Genomic DNA, 21,645 nt, shown 5'->3' with positions numbered 1-21,645 from the left:
GGGTTATTAGAATCATGGATTTCATATGCGCCGCAAACTCGTCGCAGGCAACTGGAAAATGAATGGCAGTCTTGCTGCCAATGCTCTTTTGCTGGCAGAGATCAAAGCCGAGTTTGGCAACGCAGCATGTGATGCAGCAGTGTGTGTCCCGGCACCTTACCTTGCGCAATGCCAATCCTTGCTGGCGGGTGGTGTGGTTGCACTCGGTGCGCAAGATGTGTCTATGCATGAAGCCGGTGCCTACACCGGTGAAGTGTCGGCAGCCATGTTGCTGGAATTTGCCTGTCGTTATGTGATTGTTGGTCATTCCGAGCGTCGTGCATATTTTGGTGAAACAGATGAATTGGTCGCGCAGAAAACAGCGCGTGCGCTGAGTGCGGGACTGATTCCTATTGTTTGCGTCGGTGAAACATTGGTGCAGCGCGAAGCAGGGCAGACCGATGAAATCGTGGGTCGGCAAATCGATGTGGTGTTGTCATCGATTGCAGAAAATGATCTGGCGAAAATAGTGGTGGCATACGAACCGGTTTGGGCAATTGGAACCGGCAAGACTGCAACACCGGAGATGGCGCAGGAAGTCCATGCCGTATTGCGCAAGCGCTTGCACGAAAAAAATGCGCAGGCTGCAACAGAAGTGAGAATTTTGTACGGCGGCAGCATGAAGCCGGATAACGCCAAAGAGTTGCTTGCCATGCCGGATATCGATGGCGGCCTGATAGGTGGAGCAGCATTGAAGGCCGCGGATTTTCTGGCGATTATCCGCGCGGGATAAACCGCTGGCTTTGTTACGAATTACCTAAAACTGGAAATTAAATGAATAGTTTGCATACCATCATCGTCGTTGTTCAAGTGCTGTCTGCATTGACGATCATCGGACTCGTATTGCTGCAACATGGTAAGGGTGCTGATATGGGCGCATCCTTCGGCTCGGGCGCGTCAGGAAGCTTGTTCGGTGCCACCGGATCGTCGAATTTCCTGTCGAAGTTTACCGGCGTTGCCGCAGCTATTTTCTTTGCTGCGACCCTGGGTCTTGCGTTTATCAGCAACAAGCCTGCGCAAACCAGCGCTGGTGTGATGGAAAATTTGCCGGTGTCTGCTGTTCCTGGCGCGGAAACTAAGTCTGCAGAAGTGCCGGGTGCAACTGCAAATGTGCAGCCTGCTGCACCTGTGTCTGCATCTGAAAAAGAGCAGTCGAATCAGATTCCGAAATAACTACGTATAAATACGTATGAGAGAGTCTCTTTTTTATCATGTTTTGATGCAATTGCAGATTGAGCAAATGTCTTAAAGCGGGTTAGAATGTAGGGCTAATGCCGACGTGGTGAAATTGGTAGACACGCTATCTTGAGGGGGTAGTGGCGAAAGCTGTGCGAGTTCGAGTCTCGCCGTCGGCACCAAACAAAACAAGGCCAGCAAGGGAGTGCCTGAGCTGGCTTTTTATCGACAGATAGTCGCTTAATTCAACGGATTTTTTTTGCGCGTCAATTAACCGTATAACTTACTGCTGCGAATCGTGAACCTCGAAAATTACTTCCCTGTTTTGCTTTTTATTCTGGTTGGCATTGGTGTTGGTGTCGTGCCTCAAATATTGGGGCGTATCCTCGGACCGCACAAGCCAGACGCACAAAAACTCTCTCCCTACGAATGCGGCTTTGAAGCCTTTGAAGATGCGCGCATGAAGTTCGATGTGCGTTATTATCTCGTCGCAATTTTATTTATCCTGTTCGACCTCGAAGTGGCCTTCCTAGTTCCCTGGGCGGTAGCGATGCGCGAAGTAGGGATGCTCGGATTTTGGTCAATGATGATTTTCCTTGGAGTGCTGACTATCGGTCTGGTGTTCGAATGGAAAAAAGGCGCGCTGGATTGGGAGTAAGTCATGGCAATTGAAGGCGTATTGAACGAAGGCTTCGTTACTACGACAGCCGATAAGCTGATTAACTGGACCCGTACCGGTTCGATGTGGCCGATGACCTTTGGTCTGGCGTGCTGCGCAGTGGAAATGATGCACGCGGGTGCTTCGCGTTACGATCTTGATCGCTTTGGTGTGGTGTTCCGCCCATCTCCGCGTCAATCTGACGTGATGATTGTTGCCGGTACGCTGTGCAATAAAATGGCGCCGGCGTTGCGCAAGGTCTACGATCAGATGGCCGAGCCGCGCTGGGTGATTTCGATGGGCTCCTGTGCCAACGGTGGTGGTTATTATCACTACTCTTACTCGGTGGTGCGCGGTTGCGATCGTATCGTGCCGGTAGATGTGTATGTTCCAGGTTGTCCTCCAACTGCTGAAGCGTTGTTGTACGGGATCATGCAATTGCAAAACAAGATCCGTCGTACCAATACGATTGCTCGCTAAGAGGCTGCCTGTTTAATTATGACGATCAAAATTGAACTCCTCGAATCGGCCTTGCGCAACGCGCTCGGCGATCAACTCCAAAGCCTGACACTCGCGTTAGGTGAGATCACCATCGTGGTAAATTCGAAAGATTATGCATCCGCCATGCGCGTGCTGCGTGATCATGCCGATTTGCGCTTCGAAGAATTGATCGATTTGTGCGGTGTTGACTACTCGACTTACGGCGATGGCACTTGGGATGGGCAGCGTTTCGCTGTGGTGTCGCATCTGCTGTCGATTACGCATAACTGGCGTGTACGTGTGCGGGTATTCGCACAGGACGATGAAGTGCCGGTTGTGGCATCGGTGACAGATATATGGCCGACTGCCAACTGGTATGAGCGTGAAGCCTTCGACTTTTTCGGCCTTTTGTTTGAAGGTCACAATGATTTGCGTCGCATTTTGACCGACTACGGTTTTATCGGTCATCCATTCCGCAAGGATTTCCCAGTCTCCGGTTACGTTGAAATGCGTTACGACCCTGAGCAAAAACGGGTGATTTACCAGCCCGTCACGATTGATCCGCGCGAAATCGTTCCGCGTGTGATTCGTGAAGAACAATACGGGGTGAAATAATGGCTGAGATCAAGAACTACACCCTTAACTTCGGTCCTCAACATCCTGCTGCGCACGGTGTGTTGCGCCTGGTGCTGGAGCTCGACGGCGAAGTGATTCAACGCGCCGATCCGCATATCGGTTTGTTGCATCGTGCGACCGAGAAGCTGGCTGAGCAAAAAACCTATCTGCAATCCGTTCCATACATGGATCGCCTCGACTATGTGTCGATGATGTGTAACGAGCATGCATATGTGATGTCGATTGAGAAAATGCTCAATCTCGAAGTACCTTTGCGTGCACAGTACATCCGCGTCATGTTCGATGAAATCACGCGCATCCTGAATCACCTGATGTGGCTGGGCGCACATGCACTGGACGTTGGGGCCATGGGCGTGTTCCTGTATGCATTCCGTGAGCGTGAAGATTTGATGGATTGCTACGAAGCGGTCTCCGGCGCGCGCATGCATGCGGCTTACTATCGCCCGGGTGGTGTTTACCGTGATTTGCCGGATGCAATGCCGCAACACAAGGCATCGATTATTCGTAACGCCAAAGCGATCAATAAGCTGAATGAGAACCGCCAGGGTTCCCTGCTCGATTTCATTGAAGACTTTACCAATCGCTTTCCGACCTATGTCGATGAATACGAAACCCTGTTGACCGATAACCGTATCTGGAAGCAGCGTTTGGTCGGCATCGGTGTGGTGTCGCCAGAACGTGCGATGGCGATGGGCTTCACCGGCGCCATGTTGCGCGGTTCGGGCATCGAATGGGATCTGCGTAAAAAGCAACCGTATGAAGTCTACGACTTGCTGGATTTTGATATTCCAGTCGGTACCAACGGCGATTGCTACGATCGTTATCTGGTTCGCGTTGAAGAAATGCGCCAATCGAATCGCATCATCAAGCAATGCGTTGAGTGGTTGCGTAATAACCAAGGCCCTGTCATGACGGACAACCATAAAGTTGCGCCGCCATCACGTGTAGACATGAAGTCGAACATGGAAGATTTGATCCATCACTTCAAACTGTTTACCGAGGGCTTCCACGTACCGGTCGGTGAGGCATATGCCGCAGTGGAACATCCGAAAGGCGAGTTTGGTGTTTATCTGATTTCGGATGGCGCAAACAAGCCATATCGCATGAAGATCCGGGCGCCAGGCTTCCCGCATTTGCAAGGTCTGGATGAAATGGCCAAGGGCCACATGATTGCCGATGCAGTAACCATCATCGGCACACAAGATATTGTGTTTGGTGAGATTGACCGCTAATCGCGGCTCAATATTTGAGGCATAGACATGCTGTTATCAGAGCAAGCGTATAAAAAAATCGATCGCGAGATCGCCAAATTTCCAGCGGATCAAAAGCAGTCTGCCGTTATGGCGGCTCTCGCCATTGCGCAGGATGAAACTGGCTGGTTGCCACCGGAAGTAATGCAGGAAGTTGCCGATTACCTTGGTATGCCGGCGATCGCGGTGCAGGAAGTGGCGACTTTCTACAATATGTACGACACCAAGCCGGTCGGCAAGCACAAGATTTCAGTGTGCACCAACTTGCCTTGCATGTTATCCGGCGGCGAGAGAGCGGCACATTATCTGAAAGATAAGCTCGGTATCGACTATCGCGAAACCACGGCAGACGGCCAGTTCACGCTGATTGAAGGCGAGTGCATGGGCGCTTGTGGTGATGCACCTGTGATGATCGTGAATAACAAGCGCATGTGCAGCTTCATGTCGAATGACAAGATTGATGCGCTGGTAGAGGAATTGAAGAAATGACCAGTCTGCATAATCGTCATATCAAACCATTGATTTTGGCCGGTCTTACCGGTGATAACTGGGGTCTGGAAGAGTATGTCAAGCGTGGTGGATACGCATCGCTGAAGCGTATCCTCAGCGAAGGCATGACGTCTGAGCAGGTCATAGCTGAAGTCAAGGCATCGACACTGCGTGGTCGCGGTGGTGCGGGTTTTCCTAGCGGTTTGAAGTGGAGCTTCATGCCGAAGAATTACGAAGGCCAAAAGTATCTGGTTTGTAATTCCGATGAAGGCGAGCCTGGTACTTTCAAGGATCGCGATATCCTTCGCTACAACCCGCATGCAGTGATTGAGGGCATGACCATCGCCGCTTACGCAATGGGTGTCAGCGTAGGCTACAACTATATTCACGGCGAAATTTTTGCCGAATACGCACGTTTTGAAGAGGCGCTGGAGCAGGCGCGTGCAGCAGGTTTCCTCGGCGATCGTATTCTGGGTTCGGCATACAGCTTTCAGCTGCACGCATTCCATGGTTATGGCGCGTACATTTGCGGCGAAGAAACCGCGTTGCTGGAGTCGCTGGAAGGCAAAAAAGGCCAACCGCGCTTCAAGCCGCCGTTTCCTGCCAGCTATGGTTTGTACGGTAAGCCAACGACGATCAACAATACCGAGACCTTTGCTGCTGTGCCTTTCATTTTTCAGGTGGGCGCTGACGCTTATGCTGCAATGGGCAAGCCAAACAACGGTGGCACCAAAATCTTTTCGGTGTCTGGCGACGTAGAACGTCCTGGCAATTACGAAATTCCGCTCGGCACCCCATTTGCCGAATTGCTGAAGCTGGCAGGTGGTGTGCGCGGCGGCAAAAAGCTCAAAGCAGTCATTCCTGGCGGCTCGTCAGTACCGGTCGTCAAGGGTGACCTCATGATGGCGACTGACATGGATTACGACTCGGTCGCCAAAGCCGGTTCCATGCTGGGTTCGGGTGCCGTCATCGTAATGGATGAAACACGTTGCATGGTCAAGGCGCTATTGCGACTGTCCTACTTCTATTTTGAAGAATCTTGCGGTCAGTGCACGCCATGCCGCGAAGGTACCGGCTGGTTGTATCGCATGGTGCACCGTATCGAAAACGGCCAGGGCCGGGCGGAAGATCTCGATATGCTGAATTCGATTGCTGACAATATCCAGGGCCGCACGATCTGCGCACTGGGCGATGCAGCGGCGATGCCGGTACGCGCGATGATTCTGAATTTCCGCGAAGAATTTGAATATCACATCGAGCATAAGCATTGCTTGGTACCCGCGTACGTTTAAGTCAGCTTGCTGAATACGTAACTGAGAACACTAAGGCAAAAAAGTATGGCCATGGTTGAAATCGAAATAGACGGTAAAAAAGTCGAAGTGGAAGCCGGCAGCATGGTGATGGACGCTGCCAATAAAATCGGCACCTACATTCCGCACTTCTGTTATCACAAAAAATTATCCATCGCGGCGAACTGCCGCATGTGCTTGGTCGAGGTTGAAAAAGCACCGAAGCCTTTGCCGGCCTGTGCGACCCCGGTCACACCCGGCATGATCGTACGCTCGCATAGCGAAAAGGCAGTGCAGGCGCAAAAAGGCGTGATGGAATTCCTGCTGATCAATCACCCGCTTGATTGCCCGATCTGCGATCAGGGTGGCGAATGCCAATTGCAGGATCTGGCAGTCGGCTACGGCGAATCAACTTCGCGTTACGCAGAAGAAAAGCGCGTGGTCGTACCGAAAGACGTCGGCCCGCTGATCTCGATGCAAGAGATGAGCCGTTGCATTCACTGCACGCGTTGCGTCCGTTTCGGCCAGGAAGTTGCCGGCGTGATGGAATTCGGCATGCTGGGTCGCGGCGAACATGCAGAAATCACTTCCTTCGTTGGTAAAACTGTCGACTCCGAACTGTCCGGCAACATGATCGATCTGTGCCCGGTTGGCGCACTGACATCGAAACCGTTCCGTTACAGCGCTCGTACCTGGGAACTGTCGCGCCGCAAATCGGTTAGCCCACATGACGGCCTGGGTGCAAACCTGGTCGTGCAAGTGAAGGCCGGCAAAGTGATGCGCGTACTGCCGCTGGAAAATGATGACGTCAACGAATGCTGGATTTCGGATAAGGATCGTTTCGCTTACGAAGGTTTGAACAGCGAAGATCGTTTGACCAGTCCGATGATCAAGCAAGACGGAAAATGGCAGGAAACCGACTGGCAAACCGCTCTGGAATATGTTGCGCACGGTCTGCGTAACATCAAGCATGAACATGGTGCGGATGCAATCGCTGCATTGGCAACGCCAAGCTCGACGCTGGAAGAACTGTCCTTGCTGCAGAAGCTCGTGCGCGGCATGGAGTCCAACAATGTGGACTTCCGTTTGCGCCAGGCAGCACCGCTCGATACCGCCGTTACTCCATGGCTGGGTATGTCGATCAATGAATTCGCCGGTTTGAAGCGCGCATTCGTGATCGGTTCCTTCCTGCGCAAGGATCATCCATTGCTGGCAGCGCGTCTGCGCGCAGCAGTCAAGAAGGGCGCGAGCGTCAGCATTCTGCATGCGACCGATGACGACCTGCTGATGCCGGTTGCCAACAAGATGATCAAGGCGCCATCCGACTGGCTGGCAGCATTGTCTGAAGTCGTGGCAGCAGTCGCACAAGCCAAAGGCGTGGCAGCTCCTGCAGGTTTCGACAATGTTCAGGTATCGGCTGAAGCGAAACAAATCGCTGCATCCTTGTTGTCTGGCGAGCCGAAAGCTGTCCTGCTCGGTAACGCAGTACTGCAACACTCGCAAGCGGCACAATTGCACGCTGCAGCGCAATGGATTGCACAGAATACGGAAGCCAAGTTTGGTTTCCTGACAGAAGCAGCCAATAGCGTCGGTGGTTATATCGCCGGTGCCAATGGTGTGGATGCAGCGCAGATTTTTGCACAGCCTCGCAAGGCATTCTTGCTGCTGAATGCAGAACCTGAGCTGGATACCTATAACCCGCAGGCAGCACGTCGCGCGCTGGAGCAGGCGGAGATGGTCGTCGTTATGTCGCCATATAAACACGGTGCGGATTACGCCGATGTGTTGTTGCCGACTGCACCGTTCTCGGAAACTTCCGGCACCTTCGTCAACTGCGAAGGCCGTGCACAAAGTTTCAACGGCACCGTCAAGCCTCTGGGCGATACGCGTCCGGCATGGAAAGTATTGCGTGTGCTGGGGAATCTGACTGGCTTGCAAGGTTTCGATTACGAAACGTCGGAAGCGATTCGCAATGAAATTCTCGGTGCCAATACGCCGGCCGAAGCGGATCTGAGCAATCGCCTGAACAATATCGTCAAGGCAGCGCCGCAAGTGGCTGTTGCAACTGCAGCTTCGTCATTGGAACGTGTCGCCGATGTATCGATTTATGCTACCGATGCAATCGTACGTCGTGCTCCAGCGCTGCAGGCAACCAATGATGCAGCAGTACCGCAAGCATGGTTGTCGGCCGAGCTGGCAGCCAAGCTCGGTGTTGCAGCAGGTGGGCAAGTCAAGGTTACGCAAGGTGAGGGTAGTGCAGTGCTGGTCGCAGCCATTGCAGCAAACCTGCCTGCAAATGTGGTGCGCGTAGCTGCCGGTCGTCAAGAGACCGCAGCCCTCGGCGCGATGTTTGGTGCTATCAGCGTGGAGAAAGCGTAATGGATCAATTGTTGGCATCCGTCCACGCAACGGGTAACGCATTCCTCGGCTATTACTGGCCGCTGGTATGGACTCTGGTAAAAATTGTTGCAGTTGTTGCGCCATTGATGGGTGCGGTTGCCTATCTGACTTTGTGGGAACGCAAGATCATCGGCTGGATGCACGTGCGTCATGGGCCCAACCGTACCGGTCCTGCAGGTTTGCTGCAACCGATCGCCGACGGCGTCAAACTGTTGCTCAAAGAGATCGTCGTTCCGGCGAAATCGAGCAAGGCGCTGTTCCTGATCGCTCCTATCATGACCATCATGCCGGCACTGGCGGCATGGGCGGTGATTCCGTTCGGACCTGAAGCAGCATTGGCAAACGTCAACGCCGGCTTGCTGTTCGTGATGGCAATTACTTCGCTGGAAGTCTACGGCGTGATTGTGGCGGGCTGGGCATCCAACTCCAAATATGCGTTCCTTGGTGCGATGCGTGCCTCGGCACAAATGATTTCGTATGAAATCGCGATGGGCTTCGTGCTGGTGATTGTACTGATGGTGTCGGGCAGCCTGAATCTGTCGGAGATCGTCACGCAACAAACTTCCGGTCGTTTCGCCGATATGGGCCTGACCTTCCTGTCGTGGAACTGGTTGCCGCTGCTGCCGATGTTCATCATCTACATCATCTCCGGTACGGCGGAATTGAATCGCCATCCGTTCGACGTGGTGGAAGGCGAGTCCGAGATCGTTGCAGGTCACATGGTTGAATATTCGGGCATGTCGTTCGCAATGTTCTTCCTGGCTGAATACGCCAACATGTGGCTGATTTCGATCATGGCAACGCTGATGTTCCTGGGTGGCTGGTCGTCACCTATCGACATGGCTCCGTTCACATGGGTTCCAGGCTGGATCTGGCTCGGTGCGAAAACACTGTTCGTCGTGACCCTGTTTATCTGGTTCCGTGCATCGTTCCCACGCTATCGCTACGATCAAATCATGCGTCTGGGTTGGAAAGTATTCATTCCATTGACTTTGGTTTATCTGTTGATCGTCGCGATCTGGATGAAAACCTCGTGGAATATCTGGAATTAATGCAGCAAGGCTGAGCAAAGAGGGAAGCCAAGATGGAAGCTATTAAGGATTTTTTCGGTAGTTTGATGTTGCGCGAGCTGTTCAAGGGCATGGCCCTGACCGGACGCTATATGTTTTCGCGCAAGATTACCGTGCAGTTCCCGGAAGAAAAGACACCGCAGTCGCCGCGTTTCCGTGGTTTGCATGCATTGCGTCGTTATCCGAACGGTGAAGAGCGTTGCATCGCCTGCAAACTGTGTGAAGCAGTATGTCCTGCGATGGCGATCACGATCGAATCGGAACAGCGCGATGACGGTTCACGCCGTACGACTCGTTACGACATCGATCTGACCAAATGTATTTTCTGCGGTTTCTGCGAAGAATCCTGCCCGGTCGATTCGATTGTGGAAACGCACATTTTCGAATACCACGGCGAGAAACGCGGCGATCTGTACTACACCAAGGAAATGCTGCTGGCAGTAGGTGATCGTTATGAGCCTGAAATTGCAGCCGCACGTACCGCAGATGCGGCCTATCGTTGATTAATAGTATTAGCAGCCGTATTACGCTGACTTTTTGCTGACTTTTTGGTTGATTATGGAATTTACAACTGTCTTGTTTTACGTGTTTTCGGCGATTCTGCTCTTCGCCGCCATACGCGTCGTCACCGATTCCAATCCGGTTCATGCGGCATTGTTCCTCGTACTGACGTTTTGTACGGCAGCTGCGTTGTGGATGTTGCTCAAGGCCGAGTTCCTCTCCATCGTGCTGGTGCTGGTGTATGTCGGCGCAGTGATGGTGCTGTTCCTGTTCGTTGTCATGATGGTCGACATCAAGCTGACCAATGTACGTGAAGGTTTCTGGGGTTATCTGCCACTGGCAGCGACCATCGGTGTCGTGATCGTGCTGGAAATGGCCGCAGTATTGTTCCGCGGTTTCTGGAAGGCGCATACGCAAGTGCCGGAAGCAGCAGCCATGATCGGCAACACGAAAGAACTGGGCAAGCTGATTTATACCCAGTACCTGTATGCATTCGAGCTCGCTGCGTTGCTGTTGTTGCTGGCAATGGTAGCTGCTGTGGCATTGACGATGCGCAAGCGCAAGGACAGCAAGTATTTTGCGCCTGGCGATGCAGTCAGAGTCAAATCGGGCGATCGTCTGCGCATCGTGAAGATGAAAGCGGAATCCACGCGTGCCACTGACGATCAACCAGCTGCTCCTGCAGCAGAACAAAAATAAGGGGAGTGTTGTGGAGTTATCGCTCGTACATTACCTGATTCTCGGCGCGATCCTGTTCGCGATCTCGATAGTCGGTATTTTTCTGAATCGTAAAAACATCATCATTCTGCTGATGGCCATCGAATTGATGCTGCTGGCTGTGAATATGAATTTCGTCGCGTTTTCCTATTTCCTGGGTGACGCCGCCGGCCAGATTTTTGTTTTCTTCATTTTGACGGTAGCCGCTGCTGAAGCTGCAATCGGTCTTGCCATTCTGGTTTCCATGTTCCGTACCCTGGATACCATCAATGTCGAAGATCTAGACAGTCTCAAAGGCTAATTCCGAACAATAACGATAAGGTTTCATCATCATGGCGGGGCAACTTAACCCACACCTCCTTCTGATCGTACCGCTGGCACCACTTGCGGGATCACTGATTGCTGGTTTGTTTGGTACCAAATTTTTTGGCAATTTAATCGGCCGCAAGGCGTCGCATTCCGTGACGATACTTGGCGTGCTGATCGCATTCATCCTGTCCTTGCACACGATGTCGCTGGTTCTTGACGGCGCCACGTTCAATGGCAGTTTGTACACATGGATGACGGTCGCCGGACTGAAACTTGAGGTCGGCTTCCTGATCGACAGTCTGACCGCGATGATGATGTGCGTGGTGACCTTCGTGTCGCTGATGGTGCATATCTACACGATCGGTTACATGGAAGAGGATGAAGGCTATAACCGCTTCTTCTCGTATATTTCCCTGTTCACGTTTGCCATGCTGATGCTGGTCATGAGCAACAACTTCCTGCAACTGTTCTTCGGCTGGGAAGCTGTGGGTCTGGTGTCCTACCTGCTGATCGGTTTCTGGTACACCAAACCGACCGCAGTCGTGGCGAACATGAAGGCCTTCCTGGTTAACCGTGTCGGCGATTTCGGTTTCATCCTGGGTATTGGCTTGCTGCTGGCTTATGCCGGTTCGATGGATTACGCTGAAGTCTTCGCGAAGAAAGATGCGTTGGCGCAGCTGACTTTGCCGGGCACCGACTGGATGCTGCTGACTGTTGCCTGCATCTGTCTGTTCATCGGCGCAATGGGTAAATCGGCTCAGTTTCCGCTGCACGTCTGGCTGCCTGATTCGATGGAAGGCCCGACCCCGATTTCCGCACTGATTCACGCAGCGACGATGGTTACCGCCGGTATCTTCATGGTGGCGCGCATGTCGCCGCTGTTCGAGTTGTCGGATACCGCCTTGTCCTTCATCCTGATTATCGGTTCGATTACTGCGCTGTTCATGGGCTTCCTGGGTATTATCCAGAACGATATCAAACGCGTGGTCGCTTATTCGACGCTGTCGCAACTCGGTTACATGACCGTAGCGCTGGGTGCATCGGCTTACTCGGTTGCCGTGTTCCACTTGATGACGCACGCATTCTTCAAGGCGTTGCTGTTCCTTGCCGCAGGTTCCGTCATCATCGGCATGCATCACGATCAGGACATCCGCAACATGGGTGGTCTGCGCAAGTACATGAAGATCACGTGGATCACTTCCTTGCTGGGCTCGCTGGCATTGATTGGTACGCCGTTCTTCGCCGGTTTCTATTCGAAAGACAGCATCATTGAAGCTGTGCATGCGACCCATATTGCCGGCGCAGGCTTTGCCAACTTTGCAGTGCTGGCTGGCGTTTTCGTGACCGCGTTCTATTCCTTCCGCATGTACTTCCTGGTATTCCATGGTGAAGAACGTTTCGGCAAGGCGCATGCACATGATGATCATGCGCATGACGATCACGCTCACGCTGATGACGAGCATGACGACGCGGCACATCACGGTCTGGCTCCTGGCCAAAAACCGCACGAGTCGCCTTGGGTAGTGACCTTGCCGTTGATCCTGCTGGCGATACCATCGGTTGTGATCGGCTACTTTGCGATTGAGCCTATGTTGCATGGCGATTTCTTCAAAGGCGTGATTGCTGTCGATCCCAAGCATGGCGGCATGGCAGAACTGAATGAAATGTTCCACGGTGCGGCAGCGATGGCGATTCATGGCCTGCAAACGGCGCCGTTCTGGCTGGCGCTGGCTGGTGTGGTGGCGGCTTACTACTGCTACATGATCAATCCGCGCGTTCCAGCCTGGTTCTTCAAGAATTTCCATGCCTTGTACAAGCTGCTCGACAACAAGTACTACATGGATAAATTCAATGAAGTCGTCATTGCCCGCGGTGCGCGTGTGCTGGGCGGTGGTTTTTCCAATGTGGGCGACAAGACGTTGATCGATGGATTGATCGTGAACGGCAGTGCGAAATTGGTGGGCTGGTTCTCCAGCATCGTTCGTACGCTGCAGACCGGCTACATTTATCACTACGCATTCGTCATGATTCTCGGCGTGCTGGGTTTCCTGATTTATTTCTTGCCGTTCCCATCGTTCGCCCAATAAGTTAGCGAAATAGAGCAAATAAAAACATGATGCAGTCAACATTTCCCCTGTTAAGTCTCGCGATCTGGTTGCCAATCGCGTTCGGTATCTTCGTTCTGGTTATTGGCCGTGACGATAATCCAAACGTTGCGCGCAGCGTTTCGCTGATCGGCGCCATCGTCAGTTTTCTGGTGACCTTGCCGCTGGTTGCGCAATTCAACAATGCTGCGCATGGCATGCAGTTCGTTGAAAAATTCAAGTGGATTGATATTTTCAACATCAACTACTCGCTCGGCGTCGATGGCTTGTCGATGTGGTTCGTCGTCTTGACGGCTTTCATTACGATTTTCGTCGTGATCGCCGGATGGGAAGTGATCACGAAGCGTGTAGGCCAGTACATGGGTGCGTTCCTGATCCTGTCCGGCTTGATGATCGGCGTGTTCTGCGCACTGGACGGTTTGCTGTTCTATGTGTTCTTTGAATCGACACTGATTCCGATGTTCATCATCATCGGCGTATGGGGCGGTGCAAATCGCGTCTATGCATCGATCAAGTTCTTCCTGTACACCTTCTTCGGCTCGCTGTTGATGCTGGTGGCCTTGCTGTACCTGTACTTCAAGTCCGGCCACAGCTTCGACATTCTGGCGTGGCATACCTTGCCGCTGCCTATGGATGCGCAGATCCTGATTTTCCTGGCTTTCCTGATGGCGTTTGCAGTCAAGGTGCCGATGTGGCCAGTGCATACATGGTTGCCGGACGCTCACGTGGAAGCGCCAACCGGCGGCTCCGTCGTGCTGGCTGCGATCATGCTGAAACTCGGTGCATACGGCTTCCTGCGTTTTTCGCTGCCGATTACACCGGATGCCAGCCATTACCTGTCCGGCTTCATGATCACGCTGTCGCTGATCGCCGTGATCTATATCGGTCTGGTCGCGCTGGTGCAAAAGGATATGAAAAAGCTGGTGGCTTATTCATCGATTGCACACATGGGCTTCGTCACACTCGGCTTCTTCATGTTCAACGACATGGCAGTGCAGGGCGGTATCGCACAAATGATTTCGCACGGCTTTGTGTCGGGCGCGATGTTCCTGTGTATCGGCGTGCTCTATGACCGTATGCACTCGCGTAATATCGCCGACTACGGCGGTGTCGTGAACACCATGCCTAAATTCGCTGCATTCTTCGTGCTGTTCTCGATGGGTAATGCAGGCTTGCCGGCAACCTCCGGTTTCGTGGGCGAGTTCATGGTGATTCTGGGCGCGGTCAAATACAATTTCTGGATCGGCCTGCTGGCAGCAACTGCATTGATTCTGGGTGCAGCGTATTCACTGTGGCTGGCCAAGCGCGTGATTTTCGGCGCTGTTACCAATCACCACGTGGCGGAACTGACGGATATCAACAAGCGTGAATTCCTGATGCTTGGTTTGCTGGCCATTGCCGTATTGGCGATGGGTCTGTATCCGGCGCCTTTCACAGATGTTATGCAGACTTCGGTCGCTGATTTGCTCAAGCACGTCGCGATTTCGAAGCTCCCTTAACGCTCTGCAACCGCGCAACTGAACGCACACACACTGCGACAAAATGAATAATTTGAATCTGATACCTGTCCTTCCTGAAATCTTCCTGGCAGCTGCAACCTGTGCAATCCTGCTGATCGATTTGTTTCTGTCGGATGCGAAACGCTACCTGACTTACATATTGTCGCTCGCAACCCTGGTTGTGTGCGCGGTACTCAGTCTGAGTGATTTCAGCGCTGGTGCGACCAGCTACAGTTTCGGCAATATGTTCGTTTCGGACCCGATGTCGAATCTGCTCAAGTTCTGCACGTATATCGCGATCGGGCTGACGCTCATCTATTCGCGTCAGTATCTGGAAGATCGTCAAATGGTGAACGGCCGTCTGGGTGGCGAGTTCTACATCCTGTCGCTGTTTACTGTTCTTGGTCAGATGGTCATGATGTCGGCCAACAACTTCCTGATCATCTATCTCGGCCTCGAAATCATGTCGCTGTCGCTGTATGCGCTGGTAGCTTTCCGTCGCGACAATGCGGTGGCAATTGAAGCAGCGATGAAATATTTTGTTCTCGGTGCGCTGGCTTCAGGCTTCCTGCTGTACGGTATTTCGATGTTGTACGGCGCGACCGGTTCACTCGATTTGACTGAAGTTGCACGTGTGATTGCAAGCGGTGCTGTCAACAAGCCGGTACTGATTTTCGGCCTGGTATTTGTGGTTGCCGGCCTGGCATTCAAACTTGGCGCCGTGCCATTCCATATGTGGGTGCCGGACGTTTATCAAGGTGCACCAACTGCGGTGACGCTGATGCTGGGCGGTGCACCCAAGCTGGCTGCATTCGCGATCACGATGCGTCTGCTGGTGGAAGCCTTGCCTGCGCTGGTGATCGATTGGCAGCAAATGCTGACGATACTTGCCGTGCTGTCGATGGCGATCGGTAACATCACCGCGATCATGCAAACCAATATCAAACGCATGCTGGCGTATTCGACCATCTCGCAAGTCGGCTTCATTCTGCTCGGCCTGTTGTCTGGCGTAGTAGCCGGTGCAGACGGTTCGACCACCAATGGTTATGGCGCCGCGATGTTCTATGTCATCACCTATGTGCTGACTACGCTCGGCATGTTCGGCGTCATCATGCTGTTGTCGCGTGCCGGTTTTGAAGCCGACAACATTGACGACTTCAAAGGCCTGAATCAACGCAGCCCATGGTTTGCCTTCGTAACATTGTTGCTGATGTTCTCGCTGGCAGGCGTGCCGCCGGTAGTCGGCTTCTACGCCAAACTGGCAGTCTTGCAAGCGGTTCTGAGTACCGGACAAATCTGGCTGGCAGTGGTGGCAGTGCTGTTCTCGCTGATCGGCGCCTTCTACTATCTGCGCGTAGTCAAGGTCATGTACTTCGATGAACCGGCTGATACTGCGAAGATCGTTGCCAACAAGGATGTCACCGTAATGTTGAGCATCAACGGTGCGGCATTGCTGGCCCTGGGCCTGGTGCCTGGACCGCTGATGGCGGCCTGTGCAGCTGCCATCGTCAAGACGCTTGCGTCCTGACGACGATAGACTGTTGCTGAGTGGATGTCTCGCTGGCTAGCTGGTTTGTGATTTTGTTGGCGCTCTTTTGCGCCAACCTGCCATTCTTCAATGAGCGCTTGTTTGCGATTATTCCCTTTCCGCGGCCAGTCAAGCCGGTCTGGTTGCGCTTGATTGAATTGTTCCTGCTGTACCTGGCAGTCGGCCTGGTGGCCGGCTTGCTGGAATTGCGTATCGGTAGCGTGTTTCCGCAAGGCTGGGAATTTTTTGCCATCACCGGCTGCCTGTTTCTCGTGCTGGCCTATCCTGGTTTTGTCATGCGCTATATGCGCAAGCATCATCACTGAGCGTCAGGCGACGCTTTTCCATTACTTCCATCTGTCGAGCATTGTTAGCGCGTTATCGGAGCCGGAATATGGATAATCATCTGAAAGAAATCCGCATCGACAGTACGCTGGCCTACGATGGCCACTTTCTGAAAGTGCAGCGCGATACGGTGCGTCTGCCGAATGGCCAGCCGACCACGCGTGAGTACATCAGGCATCCTGGCGCAGTCGTGATTCTGCCGCTGTTCGACGACGGTTCCGTATTGATGGAACGCCAGTTTCGCTACCCGCTGGATCGCGTCTTTATCGAATTCCCTGCCGGAAAAATCGATCCTGGCGAACAGCCATTAGCCTGTGCCCAGCGCGAGTTGCTGGAAGAAACAGGTTATACGGCTACCGACTGGCAATTCGTCTGCACGATACATAATGCGATTGCCTATGCTGACGAACATCTGGATTTATATCTGGCGCGCGGCCTGACTGAGGGGGAGCGCAAGCTGGATGATGAAGAATTCCTCGAAACCTTCAAGGCTGCGCCATCCGATTTGCTGAGCTGGATACGCGAAGGAAAAATTACCGACGTGAAGACCGTGATCGGTGCATTCTGGCTGGAAAAAATATTGAGCGGCGAATGGAAAATATGATCGCAGCGCAGTAAAAAACAGGTTGTAAAAAAAGCCGCATAGCGGCTTTTTTGTTTTCTTCCCGGACTGATTTTTACATATTCGGATAGTTCGGCCCGCCACCGCCTTCCGGCGTCACCCATACGATATTTTGCGTAGGGTCCTTGATATCGCAGGTTTTGCAATGCACGCAGTTTTGCGCATTGATCTGCAGCCTGTCTTCACCTGCATCGGTTTTGACAAATTCATACACCGCAGCAGGACAGTAACGCGCTTCCGGTCCGGCATACTGCGCCAGATTGATGGCTACCGGTACGCTGGCATCCTTCAAGGTCAAATGAATGGGCTGATCTTCTGCATGATTGGTGTTGGAGATGAACACCGACGACAGTCTATCGAAGGTCAGTGTATTGTCCGGCTTCGGATAAGCAATCGGTTGAAACTCGGAAGCAGGACGCAGGCAGGCATGATCGGCATGCGTATTGCGCAAGGTCCATGGTGCCTTGCCGCGCAAGATCAATTGATCGATACCCACCATCAATGCACCGGTGTACAAACCTTTGCTCATCCACGGTTTGAAGTTGCGCGCGACGTGCAATTCTTCATGCAACCATGATTTTTCGAATGCCTGTGGGTAGTCGCTCAGTTCGTCGTACTGACGACCGCCCGCCAATGCTGCAAATGCAGCGTCTGCTGCCAGCATGCCGCTCTTGATGGCAGCATGGCTACCCTTGATGCGGCTTGTATTCAGGAAGCCTGCATCGCAGCCTATCAACGCGCCACCGGCAAAGACCAGCTTGGGCAATGATTGCAAACCGCCGGCGGTAATGGCGCGGGCGCCATAGGAAATGCGTTTGCCGCCTTTGAAGAAACGGCTGATTTCCGGATGCGTTTTATAACGCTGGAATTCTTCAAACGGCGACAGATAGGGATTGGCATAACCGAGTCCGACCACATAGCCGACGGCGACCTGATTGTTTTCCAGGTGATACAGGAAGGAGCCGCCATAGGTATCGCTCTTCAGCGGCCAGCCGGCAGTGTGAATGACGAGTCCCGCTTGATGCAGGGCCGGATCGATTTCCCACAACTCCTTGATGCCGATACCGTAAGTTTGCGGTGCCTTGCCCTGGTTGAGGTTGAATTTGTCCATCAACTGCTTGCCGAGATGGCCGCGCGAACCTTCGGCGAACAGCGTGTATTTGGCGTGCAGTTCCATTCCGAGCTGAAAGGCGGCAGTCGGCTGGCCGGCACGGTCTATACCCATATTGCCGGTAGCCACGCCTTTGACAGAGCCATCCTCGTTGTACAAAATTTCCGCCGCCGGAAAACCGGGGAAAACTTCCACACCCAGCGCTTCGGCCTGCTGTCCCAGCCAGCGGACCACATTGGCCAGCGAAACGACGTAATTGCCGTGATTCTGGAAACAGGCCGGCAGCAGGAAGTTCGGCGTCTTGTAGGCTTTGTTCTCGGTCAGGAACAGGAAGCGGTCTTCGCTGACAGGGGTATGGAGCGGTGCGCCCAGTTCTTTCCAGTCGGGCAGCAATTCGGTCAGCGCCTGCGGATCCATCACCGCACCGGAGAGTATGTGCGCGCCCAGTTCTCCGCCTTTTTCCAGAATGCAGACGGAAACCTCGTGATTTTGTTCAGCGGCAAGCTGTTTGAGCCGTATGGCCGCCGCCAAGCCGGCCGGTCCGCCGCCAACTATCACAACGTCATATTCCATTGCTTCGCGTGGACCGTATTGGGCTAACAGGCTGGATTCTGGGGAGGAGGTCTGGGTCATGGTAAAAACAGTCTAATTATCTGCATGCGAAGGCGTTATTGTCGCGCGGTTTCGCAGTGGGCATGAGGTGTAAAACGCGCATTGCTGCGCTTTCGTGTAATCATAACGCCTCTAACGTCACTTTTTGTTTTTCGTGCGTTAATAATCAAGAGCAATTCAGGAGAATGTCGTGGGCATAGAAGTCAATTTTGAAGGCAAGGTTGCCCTGGTTACCGGCGCTTCCAGTGGACTTGGCGCGCGCTTTGCAAAGGTGCTGGCGATGGCGGGTGCACAAGTCATACTGGCTGCCCGTCGTGTGGACAGGCTCAAGGAGTTGCGTGCCGAGATCGAGGCAGAGGGCGGCGCCGCACATGTTGTGACGCTGGATGTGACCGATTACGCGAGTATCAAGTCGGCCATTGCGCATGCAGAAACCGAAGCCGGTGCAATCGATATCCTGGTTAACAATGCGGGAGTTTCTGCCAGCGGACGTCTGCTTGATGTGACGCCGGAAGAATACGCCTACGTGATGGATACCAATCAGCGCGGTGCATTTTTCGTGGCGCAGGAAGTGGCCAAGCGGATGATTGCGCGCGCCAAGGGCGATGCGAAGAAGCAGCACCGCATTATCAACATTGCTTCGGTCGCCGGATTGCGTGTAGTGCCGGAACTTGGCCTGTACAGCATGAGCAAGGCGGCGCTGGTGCATATGACCAAGACGATGGCGGTGGAGTGGGGCAGGTTCGGCATCAACGTCAATGCGATCTGCCCGGGCTACATCAGCACCGAGCTCAATCAGGAATACTTCAAGAGCGAACAGGGAAAGAAGCTGCTGGATGCCTTGCCACGCAAACGTATCGGCAAGCCGGAAGATCTGGATGGTTTGCTGTTGCTATTGGCGGCGGAAGAATCGCACTTCATCAACGGCGCCATCATGACGGCCGACGATGGCATGAGTGCGCATTAAGTTTTTACACTTCAGATTGCAGAAAATTTAATGCGACACTAATTTACCGCAGCACGCCCAGCAGGCGATGAATCAATTCGCTGGCAGTGCTGACGGTAAATTTCCGCATCAGTTTCGCTCTGTGCATTTCCACTGTGCGCGGACTGAGCCCGATTTGCCGTGCAATCAGTTTGCTGGTTTTCCCCTCGACCAGCATGGCGGCAATTTCGCGTTCGCGCGGTGTCAGCGCCGCCGTCACGGGTCGCTTCTCACTCAAATCTTCAAACGTCCAGATTCCGGCTGCGTGCGGATCATTCGCTACCAAGGCACGACCGCTGACATGACACCAGAATAACTGGCCATCTGCGCGTTTCATGATGCGTTCGTCCGAATAGCAGCCTTTTGCATTCATGATGGGAATGATGCGTGCGCCGGTACGTTCGAATTCCGTGTGGCTCGGATACAGGACGGAAAACGACAATCCTGCCAGCGCACCCTCGGCGTAACCAAACATCTGCGTCAATGCGGTATTGCAGGCATGCATTACCCTGTGCTGCGAGACGCACATGCCGACAGGCGCATGCTGGAAGATGCTTGCATAGTCGATGTTTGCCGAGTCCGTCATTGATTGCCTGTCTTTCAGCGTGCCAAATCGTAGTTCTACGGTATTGCGATTGCTGCTACGGCATCTTATGCTGGCCGATACAGCCGAAGCGTTTTCGTTCCTGACGGTTTACTCTACACAAAGAAGGGTAGCTATGAACAAAGTTTATCCCGATGCAGCGCTGGCACTGGCCGATATTGTCAGGGATGGACAAACCATTGCTGTCGGCGGCTTCGGTTTGTGCGGCATTCCGGAAGCGCTGATTGCCGCATTGCGAGATTCCGGTGTGAAGAACCTGACGGCCATTTCCAACAATGCAGGTGTGGATGATGCCGGTCTTGGACAACTGCTGGCAACGCGGCAGATCAGGAAAATGATTTCCTCCTATGTCGGAGAGAACAAGGAGTTCGAGCGTCAGTACCTGGCCGGCGAACTGGAAGTGGAATTCACGCCGCAAGGCACGCTGGCCGAAAAACTGCGCGCCGCAGGTGCCGGTATTCCGGCATTCTTTACCAAAACCGGCATAGGTACTGTCGTTGCAGAAGGCAAGGAGGTGCGCGAATTCGATGGCGAGCAATATGTGATGGAGCGCGCGCTGAACGTCGACGTTGCCATCGTCAAGGCATACAGGGCTGACAAGGCCGGGAATCTGGTGTATCGGCACACTGCGCGCAACTTCAATCCGAATGTGGCGATGGCCGGAAAAATCACCGTGGTGGAAGTGGAAGAGCTGGTCGAAATCGGCGAGATCGATCCCGACGATGTACATACGCCGGGTATTTTCATTCATCGCATCGTATTGAATGCACATCCGCAAAAACGCATAGAGCAGCGTACCTTGCGCGCCGGCTAGTCGAACAATACGCGGAGAACGATATGGCATGGACCAGAGATGAAATGGCTGCACGCGCAGCACGGGAATTGCACGATGGCGCTTACGTCAATCTCGGCATCGGCTTGCCGACACTGGTAGCCAATTTCATTCCGCTGGATATTCACGTCTGGCTGCAATCGGAAAACGGCTTGCTCGGCATAGGTCCGTTTCCTACCGAGGATGAGGTCGATCCGGATCTGATCAATGCCGGCAAACAGACGGTGACATCGTTGCCGGGTTCATCGTATTTCAGTTCGGCCGATTCCTTTGGCATGATACGCGGCGGCAAAATCGATGTTGCCTTGCTGGGTGCGATGCAGGTTTCCGAAAAAGGCGATCTTGCCAACTGGATGATTCCCGGCAAGATGGTCAAGGGCATGGGCGG

23 protein-coding genes and 1 tRNA gene are annotated in these 21,645 nt (G+C 53.3%); 22 read left to right on the top strand and 2 right to left on the bottom strand.

Annotation, left to right across the window (positions count from 1 at the left end):
• The first annotated feature begins 25 nt into the window (after positions 1-25).
• The 19 genes from tpiA (at position 26) to ABWP27_RS05395 (ending at position 17,095) form a co-directional block, all read left to right on the top strand.
• Positions 26-772, top strand: a complete 747-nt coding sequence (gene tpiA / locus ABWP27_RS05485; protein ID WP_353154448.1) for a triose-phosphate isomerase — start codon at positions 26-28, stop codon at positions 770-772.
• A gap of 41 nt (positions 773-813) precedes the next feature.
• On the top strand, positions 814-1,212 hold the full coding sequence (secG, locus tag ABWP27_RS05480; RefSeq protein WP_353154445.1) for a preprotein translocase subunit SecG: 399 nt from the start codon (positions 814-816) through the stop codon (positions 1,210-1,212).
• A gap of 100 nt (positions 1,213-1,312) precedes the next feature.
• Positions 1,313-1,397, top strand: a tRNA-Leu gene (locus ABWP27_RS05475).
• A 116-nt stretch (positions 1,398-1,513) separates the two neighbouring features.
• On the top strand, positions 1,514-1,873 hold the full coding sequence (locus ABWP27_RS05470; RefSeq protein ID WP_353154442.1) for an NADH-quinone oxidoreductase subunit A: 360 nt from the start codon (positions 1,514-1,516) through the stop codon (positions 1,871-1,873).
• A gap of 3 nt (positions 1,874-1,876) precedes the next feature.
• Positions 1,877-2,353 (top strand): NuoB/complex I 20 kDa subunit family protein, encoded by a 477-nt coding sequence (locus tag ABWP27_RS05465; protein WP_012079319.1) that lies wholly within the window; start codon positions 1,877-1,879, stop codon positions 2,351-2,353.
• Positions 2,354-2,371: 18 nt separating this feature from the next.
• Positions 2,372-2,968, top strand: coding sequence for an NADH-quinone oxidoreductase subunit C (locus tag ABWP27_RS05460; protein ID WP_353154440.1), 597 nt, complete (start codon positions 2,372-2,374; stop codon positions 2,966-2,968).
• A complete protein-coding gene (locus ABWP27_RS05455; protein WP_353154437.1) occupies positions 2,968-4,221 on the top strand; it encodes an NADH-quinone oxidoreductase subunit D in 1,254 nt (417 codons plus the stop codon). The genes ABWP27_RS05460 and ABWP27_RS05455 overlap by 1 nt, the downstream gene beginning before the upstream one ends.
• A gap of 27 nt (positions 4,222-4,248) precedes the next feature.
• Positions 4,249-4,728 carry an NADH-quinone oxidoreductase subunit NuoE gene (gene nuoE, locus ABWP27_RS05450; RefSeq protein WP_353154434.1) on the top strand — a complete coding sequence of 160 codons (480 nt, stop codon included), beginning with the start codon at positions 4,249-4,251 and terminating at the stop codon, positions 4,726-4,728.
• The gene (gene nuoF / locus ABWP27_RS05445; RefSeq protein ID WP_353154431.1) at positions 4,725-6,020 is read left to right on the top strand and encodes an NADH-quinone oxidoreductase subunit NuoF; all 1,296 of its coding nucleotides are present in this window, start codon (positions 4,725-4,727) and stop codon (positions 6,018-6,020) included. The genes nuoE and nuoF overlap by 4 nt, the downstream gene beginning before the upstream one ends.
• Positions 6,021-6,071: 51 nt before the next feature.
• Positions 6,072-8,396, top strand: coding sequence for an NADH-quinone oxidoreductase subunit NuoG (gene nuoG, locus ABWP27_RS05440; protein ID WP_353154428.1), 2,325 nt, complete (start codon positions 6,072-6,074; stop codon positions 8,394-8,396).
• Entirely contained in the window at positions 8,396-9,469 is a 1,074-nt protein-coding gene (gene nuoH, locus ABWP27_RS05435) for an NADH-quinone oxidoreductase subunit NuoH (RefSeq protein ID WP_353154425.1), read from the top strand. The genes nuoG and nuoH overlap by 1 nt, the downstream gene beginning before the upstream one ends.
• Before the next feature lie 32 nt (positions 9,470-9,501).
• Entirely contained in the window at positions 9,502-9,990 is a 489-nt protein-coding gene (nuoI, locus tag ABWP27_RS05430) for an NADH-quinone oxidoreductase subunit NuoI (RefSeq protein ID WP_353154422.1), read from the top strand.
• 55 nt (positions 9,991-10,045) lie between these two features.
• Positions 10,046-10,687, top strand: coding sequence for an NADH-quinone oxidoreductase subunit J (locus ABWP27_RS05425; RefSeq protein ID WP_353154420.1), 642 nt, complete (start codon positions 10,046-10,048; stop codon positions 10,685-10,687).
• 10 nt (positions 10,688-10,697) lie between these two features.
• A complete protein-coding gene (gene nuoK / locus ABWP27_RS05420; RefSeq protein WP_076591558.1) occupies positions 10,698-11,006 on the top strand; it encodes an NADH-quinone oxidoreductase subunit NuoK in 309 nt (102 codons plus the stop codon).
• Between the two features lie 31 nt (positions 11,007-11,037).
• Positions 11,038-13,101 (top strand): NADH-quinone oxidoreductase subunit L, encoded by a 2,064-nt coding sequence (gene nuoL / locus ABWP27_RS05415; RefSeq protein ID WP_353154417.1) that lies wholly within the window; start codon positions 11,038-11,040, stop codon positions 13,099-13,101.
• Positions 13,102-13,127: 26 nt separating this feature from the next.
• Positions 13,128-14,618, top strand: coding sequence for an NADH-quinone oxidoreductase subunit M (locus ABWP27_RS05410; RefSeq protein WP_353154414.1), 1,491 nt, complete (start codon positions 13,128-13,130; stop codon positions 14,616-14,618).
• 43 nt (positions 14,619-14,661) lie between these two features.
• Complete coding sequence (gene nuoN / locus ABWP27_RS05405; RefSeq protein WP_353154412.1) at positions 14,662-16,146, top strand: NADH-quinone oxidoreductase subunit NuoN; 1,485 nt, start codon at positions 14,662-14,664, stop codon at positions 16,144-16,146.
• A 20-nt stretch (positions 16,147-16,166) separates the two neighbouring features.
• Complete coding sequence (locus tag ABWP27_RS05400; protein ID WP_353154409.1) at positions 16,167-16,472, top strand: DUF2818 family protein; 306 nt, start codon at positions 16,167-16,169, stop codon at positions 16,470-16,472.
• A 68-nt stretch (positions 16,473-16,540) separates the two neighbouring features.
• Complete coding sequence (locus ABWP27_RS05395; protein ID WP_353154407.1) at positions 16,541-17,095, top strand: NUDIX domain-containing protein; 555 nt, start codon at positions 16,541-16,543, stop codon at positions 17,093-17,095.
• A gap of 73 nt (positions 17,096-17,168) precedes the next feature.
• On the opposite strand, the gene ABWP27_RS05390 is transcribed toward ABWP27_RS05395, so the two are convergent.
• Entirely contained in the window at positions 17,169-18,857 is a 1,689-nt protein-coding gene (locus ABWP27_RS05390) for an electron transfer flavoprotein-ubiquinone oxidoreductase (RefSeq protein ID WP_353154404.1), read from the bottom strand.
• 169 nt (positions 18,858-19,026) lie between these two features.
• On the opposite strand from ABWP27_RS05390, the gene ABWP27_RS05385 reads away from it, so the two are divergent.
• The gene (locus ABWP27_RS05385) at positions 19,027-19,803 is read left to right on the top strand and encodes an SDR family oxidoreductase (RefSeq protein ID WP_353154401.1); all 777 of its coding nucleotides are present in this window, start codon (positions 19,027-19,029) and stop codon (positions 19,801-19,803) included.
• Positions 19,804-19,846: 43 nt separating this feature from the next.
• Here the strand turns inward: ABWP27_RS05385 and ABWP27_RS05380 are convergent, their stop codons facing one another.
• Positions 19,847-20,407, bottom strand: coding sequence for a LuxR C-terminal-related transcriptional regulator (locus ABWP27_RS05380; RefSeq protein WP_353154399.1), 561 nt, complete (start codon positions 20,405-20,407; stop codon positions 19,847-19,849).
• Positions 20,408-20,540: 133 nt separating this feature from the next.
• On the opposite strand from ABWP27_RS05380, the gene ABWP27_RS05375 reads away from it, so the two are divergent.
• A complete protein-coding gene (locus ABWP27_RS05375; RefSeq protein WP_353154396.1) occupies positions 20,541-21,239 on the top strand; it encodes a CoA transferase subunit A in 699 nt (232 codons plus the stop codon).
• Between the two features lie 23 nt (positions 21,240-21,262).
• On the top strand, positions 21,263-21,645 hold a 383-nt coding region (locus ABWP27_RS05370; protein WP_353154393.1), incomplete at its 3' end, for a CoA-transferase.

The organism is Herminiimonas fonticola (genome assembly GCF_040395855.1).
Lineage (GTDB): Bacteria > Pseudomonadota > Gammaproteobacteria > Burkholderiales > Burkholderiaceae_D > Oxalicibacterium > Oxalicibacterium fonticola_A.
This window is presented reverse-complemented; position numbering and strand designations above follow the sequence as displayed.

What these genes read in the sequence shown, in the direction of transcription:
- tpiA (WP_353154448.1), top strand. Translation starts at nt 26, where the DNA reads ATGCGCCGCAAACTCGTCGCAGGCAACTGGAAAATGAATGGCAGTCTT.
- secG (WP_353154445.1), top strand. Translation starts at nt 814, where the DNA reads ATGAATAGTTTGCATACCATCATCGTCGTTGTTCAAGTGCTGTCTGCA.
- ABWP27_RS05465 (WP_012079319.1), top strand. Translation starts at nt 1,877, where the DNA reads ATGGCAATTGAAGGCGTATTGAACGAAGGCTTCGTTACTACGACAGCC.
- ABWP27_RS05460 (WP_353154440.1), top strand. Translation starts at nt 2,372, where the DNA reads ATGACGATCAAAATTGAACTCCTCGAATCGGCCTTGCGCAACGCGCTC.
- ABWP27_RS05455 (WP_353154437.1), top strand. Translation starts at nt 2,968, where the DNA reads ATGGCTGAGATCAAGAACTACACCCTTAACTTCGGTCCTCAACATCCT.
- nuoE (WP_353154434.1), top strand. Translation starts at nt 4,249, where the DNA reads ATGCTGTTATCAGAGCAAGCGTATAAAAAAATCGATCGCGAGATCGCC.
- nuoF (WP_353154431.1), top strand. Translation starts at nt 4,725, where the DNA reads ATGACCAGTCTGCATAATCGTCATATCAAACCATTGATTTTGGCCGGT.
- nuoG (WP_353154428.1), top strand. Translation starts at nt 6,072, where the DNA reads ATGGTTGAAATCGAAATAGACGGTAAAAAAGTCGAAGTGGAAGCCGGC.
- nuoH (WP_353154425.1), top strand. Translation starts at nt 8,396, where the DNA reads ATGGATCAATTGTTGGCATCCGTCCACGCAACGGGTAACGCATTCCTC.
- nuoI (WP_353154422.1), top strand. Translation starts at nt 9,502, where the DNA reads ATGGAAGCTATTAAGGATTTTTTCGGTAGTTTGATGTTGCGCGAGCTG.
- ABWP27_RS05425 (WP_353154420.1), top strand. Translation starts at nt 10,046, where the DNA reads ATGGAATTTACAACTGTCTTGTTTTACGTGTTTTCGGCGATTCTGCTC.
- nuoL (WP_353154417.1), top strand. Translation starts at nt 11,038, where the DNA reads ATGGCGGGGCAACTTAACCCACACCTCCTTCTGATCGTACCGCTGGCA.
- ABWP27_RS05410 (WP_353154414.1), top strand. Translation starts at nt 13,128, where the DNA reads ATGATGCAGTCAACATTTCCCCTGTTAAGTCTCGCGATCTGGTTGCCA.
- nuoN (WP_353154412.1), top strand. Translation starts at nt 14,662, where the DNA reads ATGAATAATTTGAATCTGATACCTGTCCTTCCTGAAATCTTCCTGGCA.
- ABWP27_RS05395 (WP_353154407.1), top strand. Translation starts at nt 16,541, where the DNA reads ATGGATAATCATCTGAAAGAAATCCGCATCGACAGTACGCTGGCCTAC.
- ABWP27_RS05390 (WP_353154404.1), bottom strand. Translation starts at nt 18,857, where the DNA reads ATGACCCAGACCTCCTCCCCAGAATCCAGCCTGTTAGCCCAATACGGT.
- ABWP27_RS05380 (WP_353154399.1), bottom strand. Translation starts at nt 20,407, where the DNA reads ATGACGGACTCGGCAAACATCGACTATGCAAGCATCTTCCAGCATGCG.
- ABWP27_RS05375 (WP_353154396.1), top strand. Translation starts at nt 20,541, where the DNA reads ATGAACAAAGTTTATCCCGATGCAGCGCTGGCACTGGCCGATATTGTC.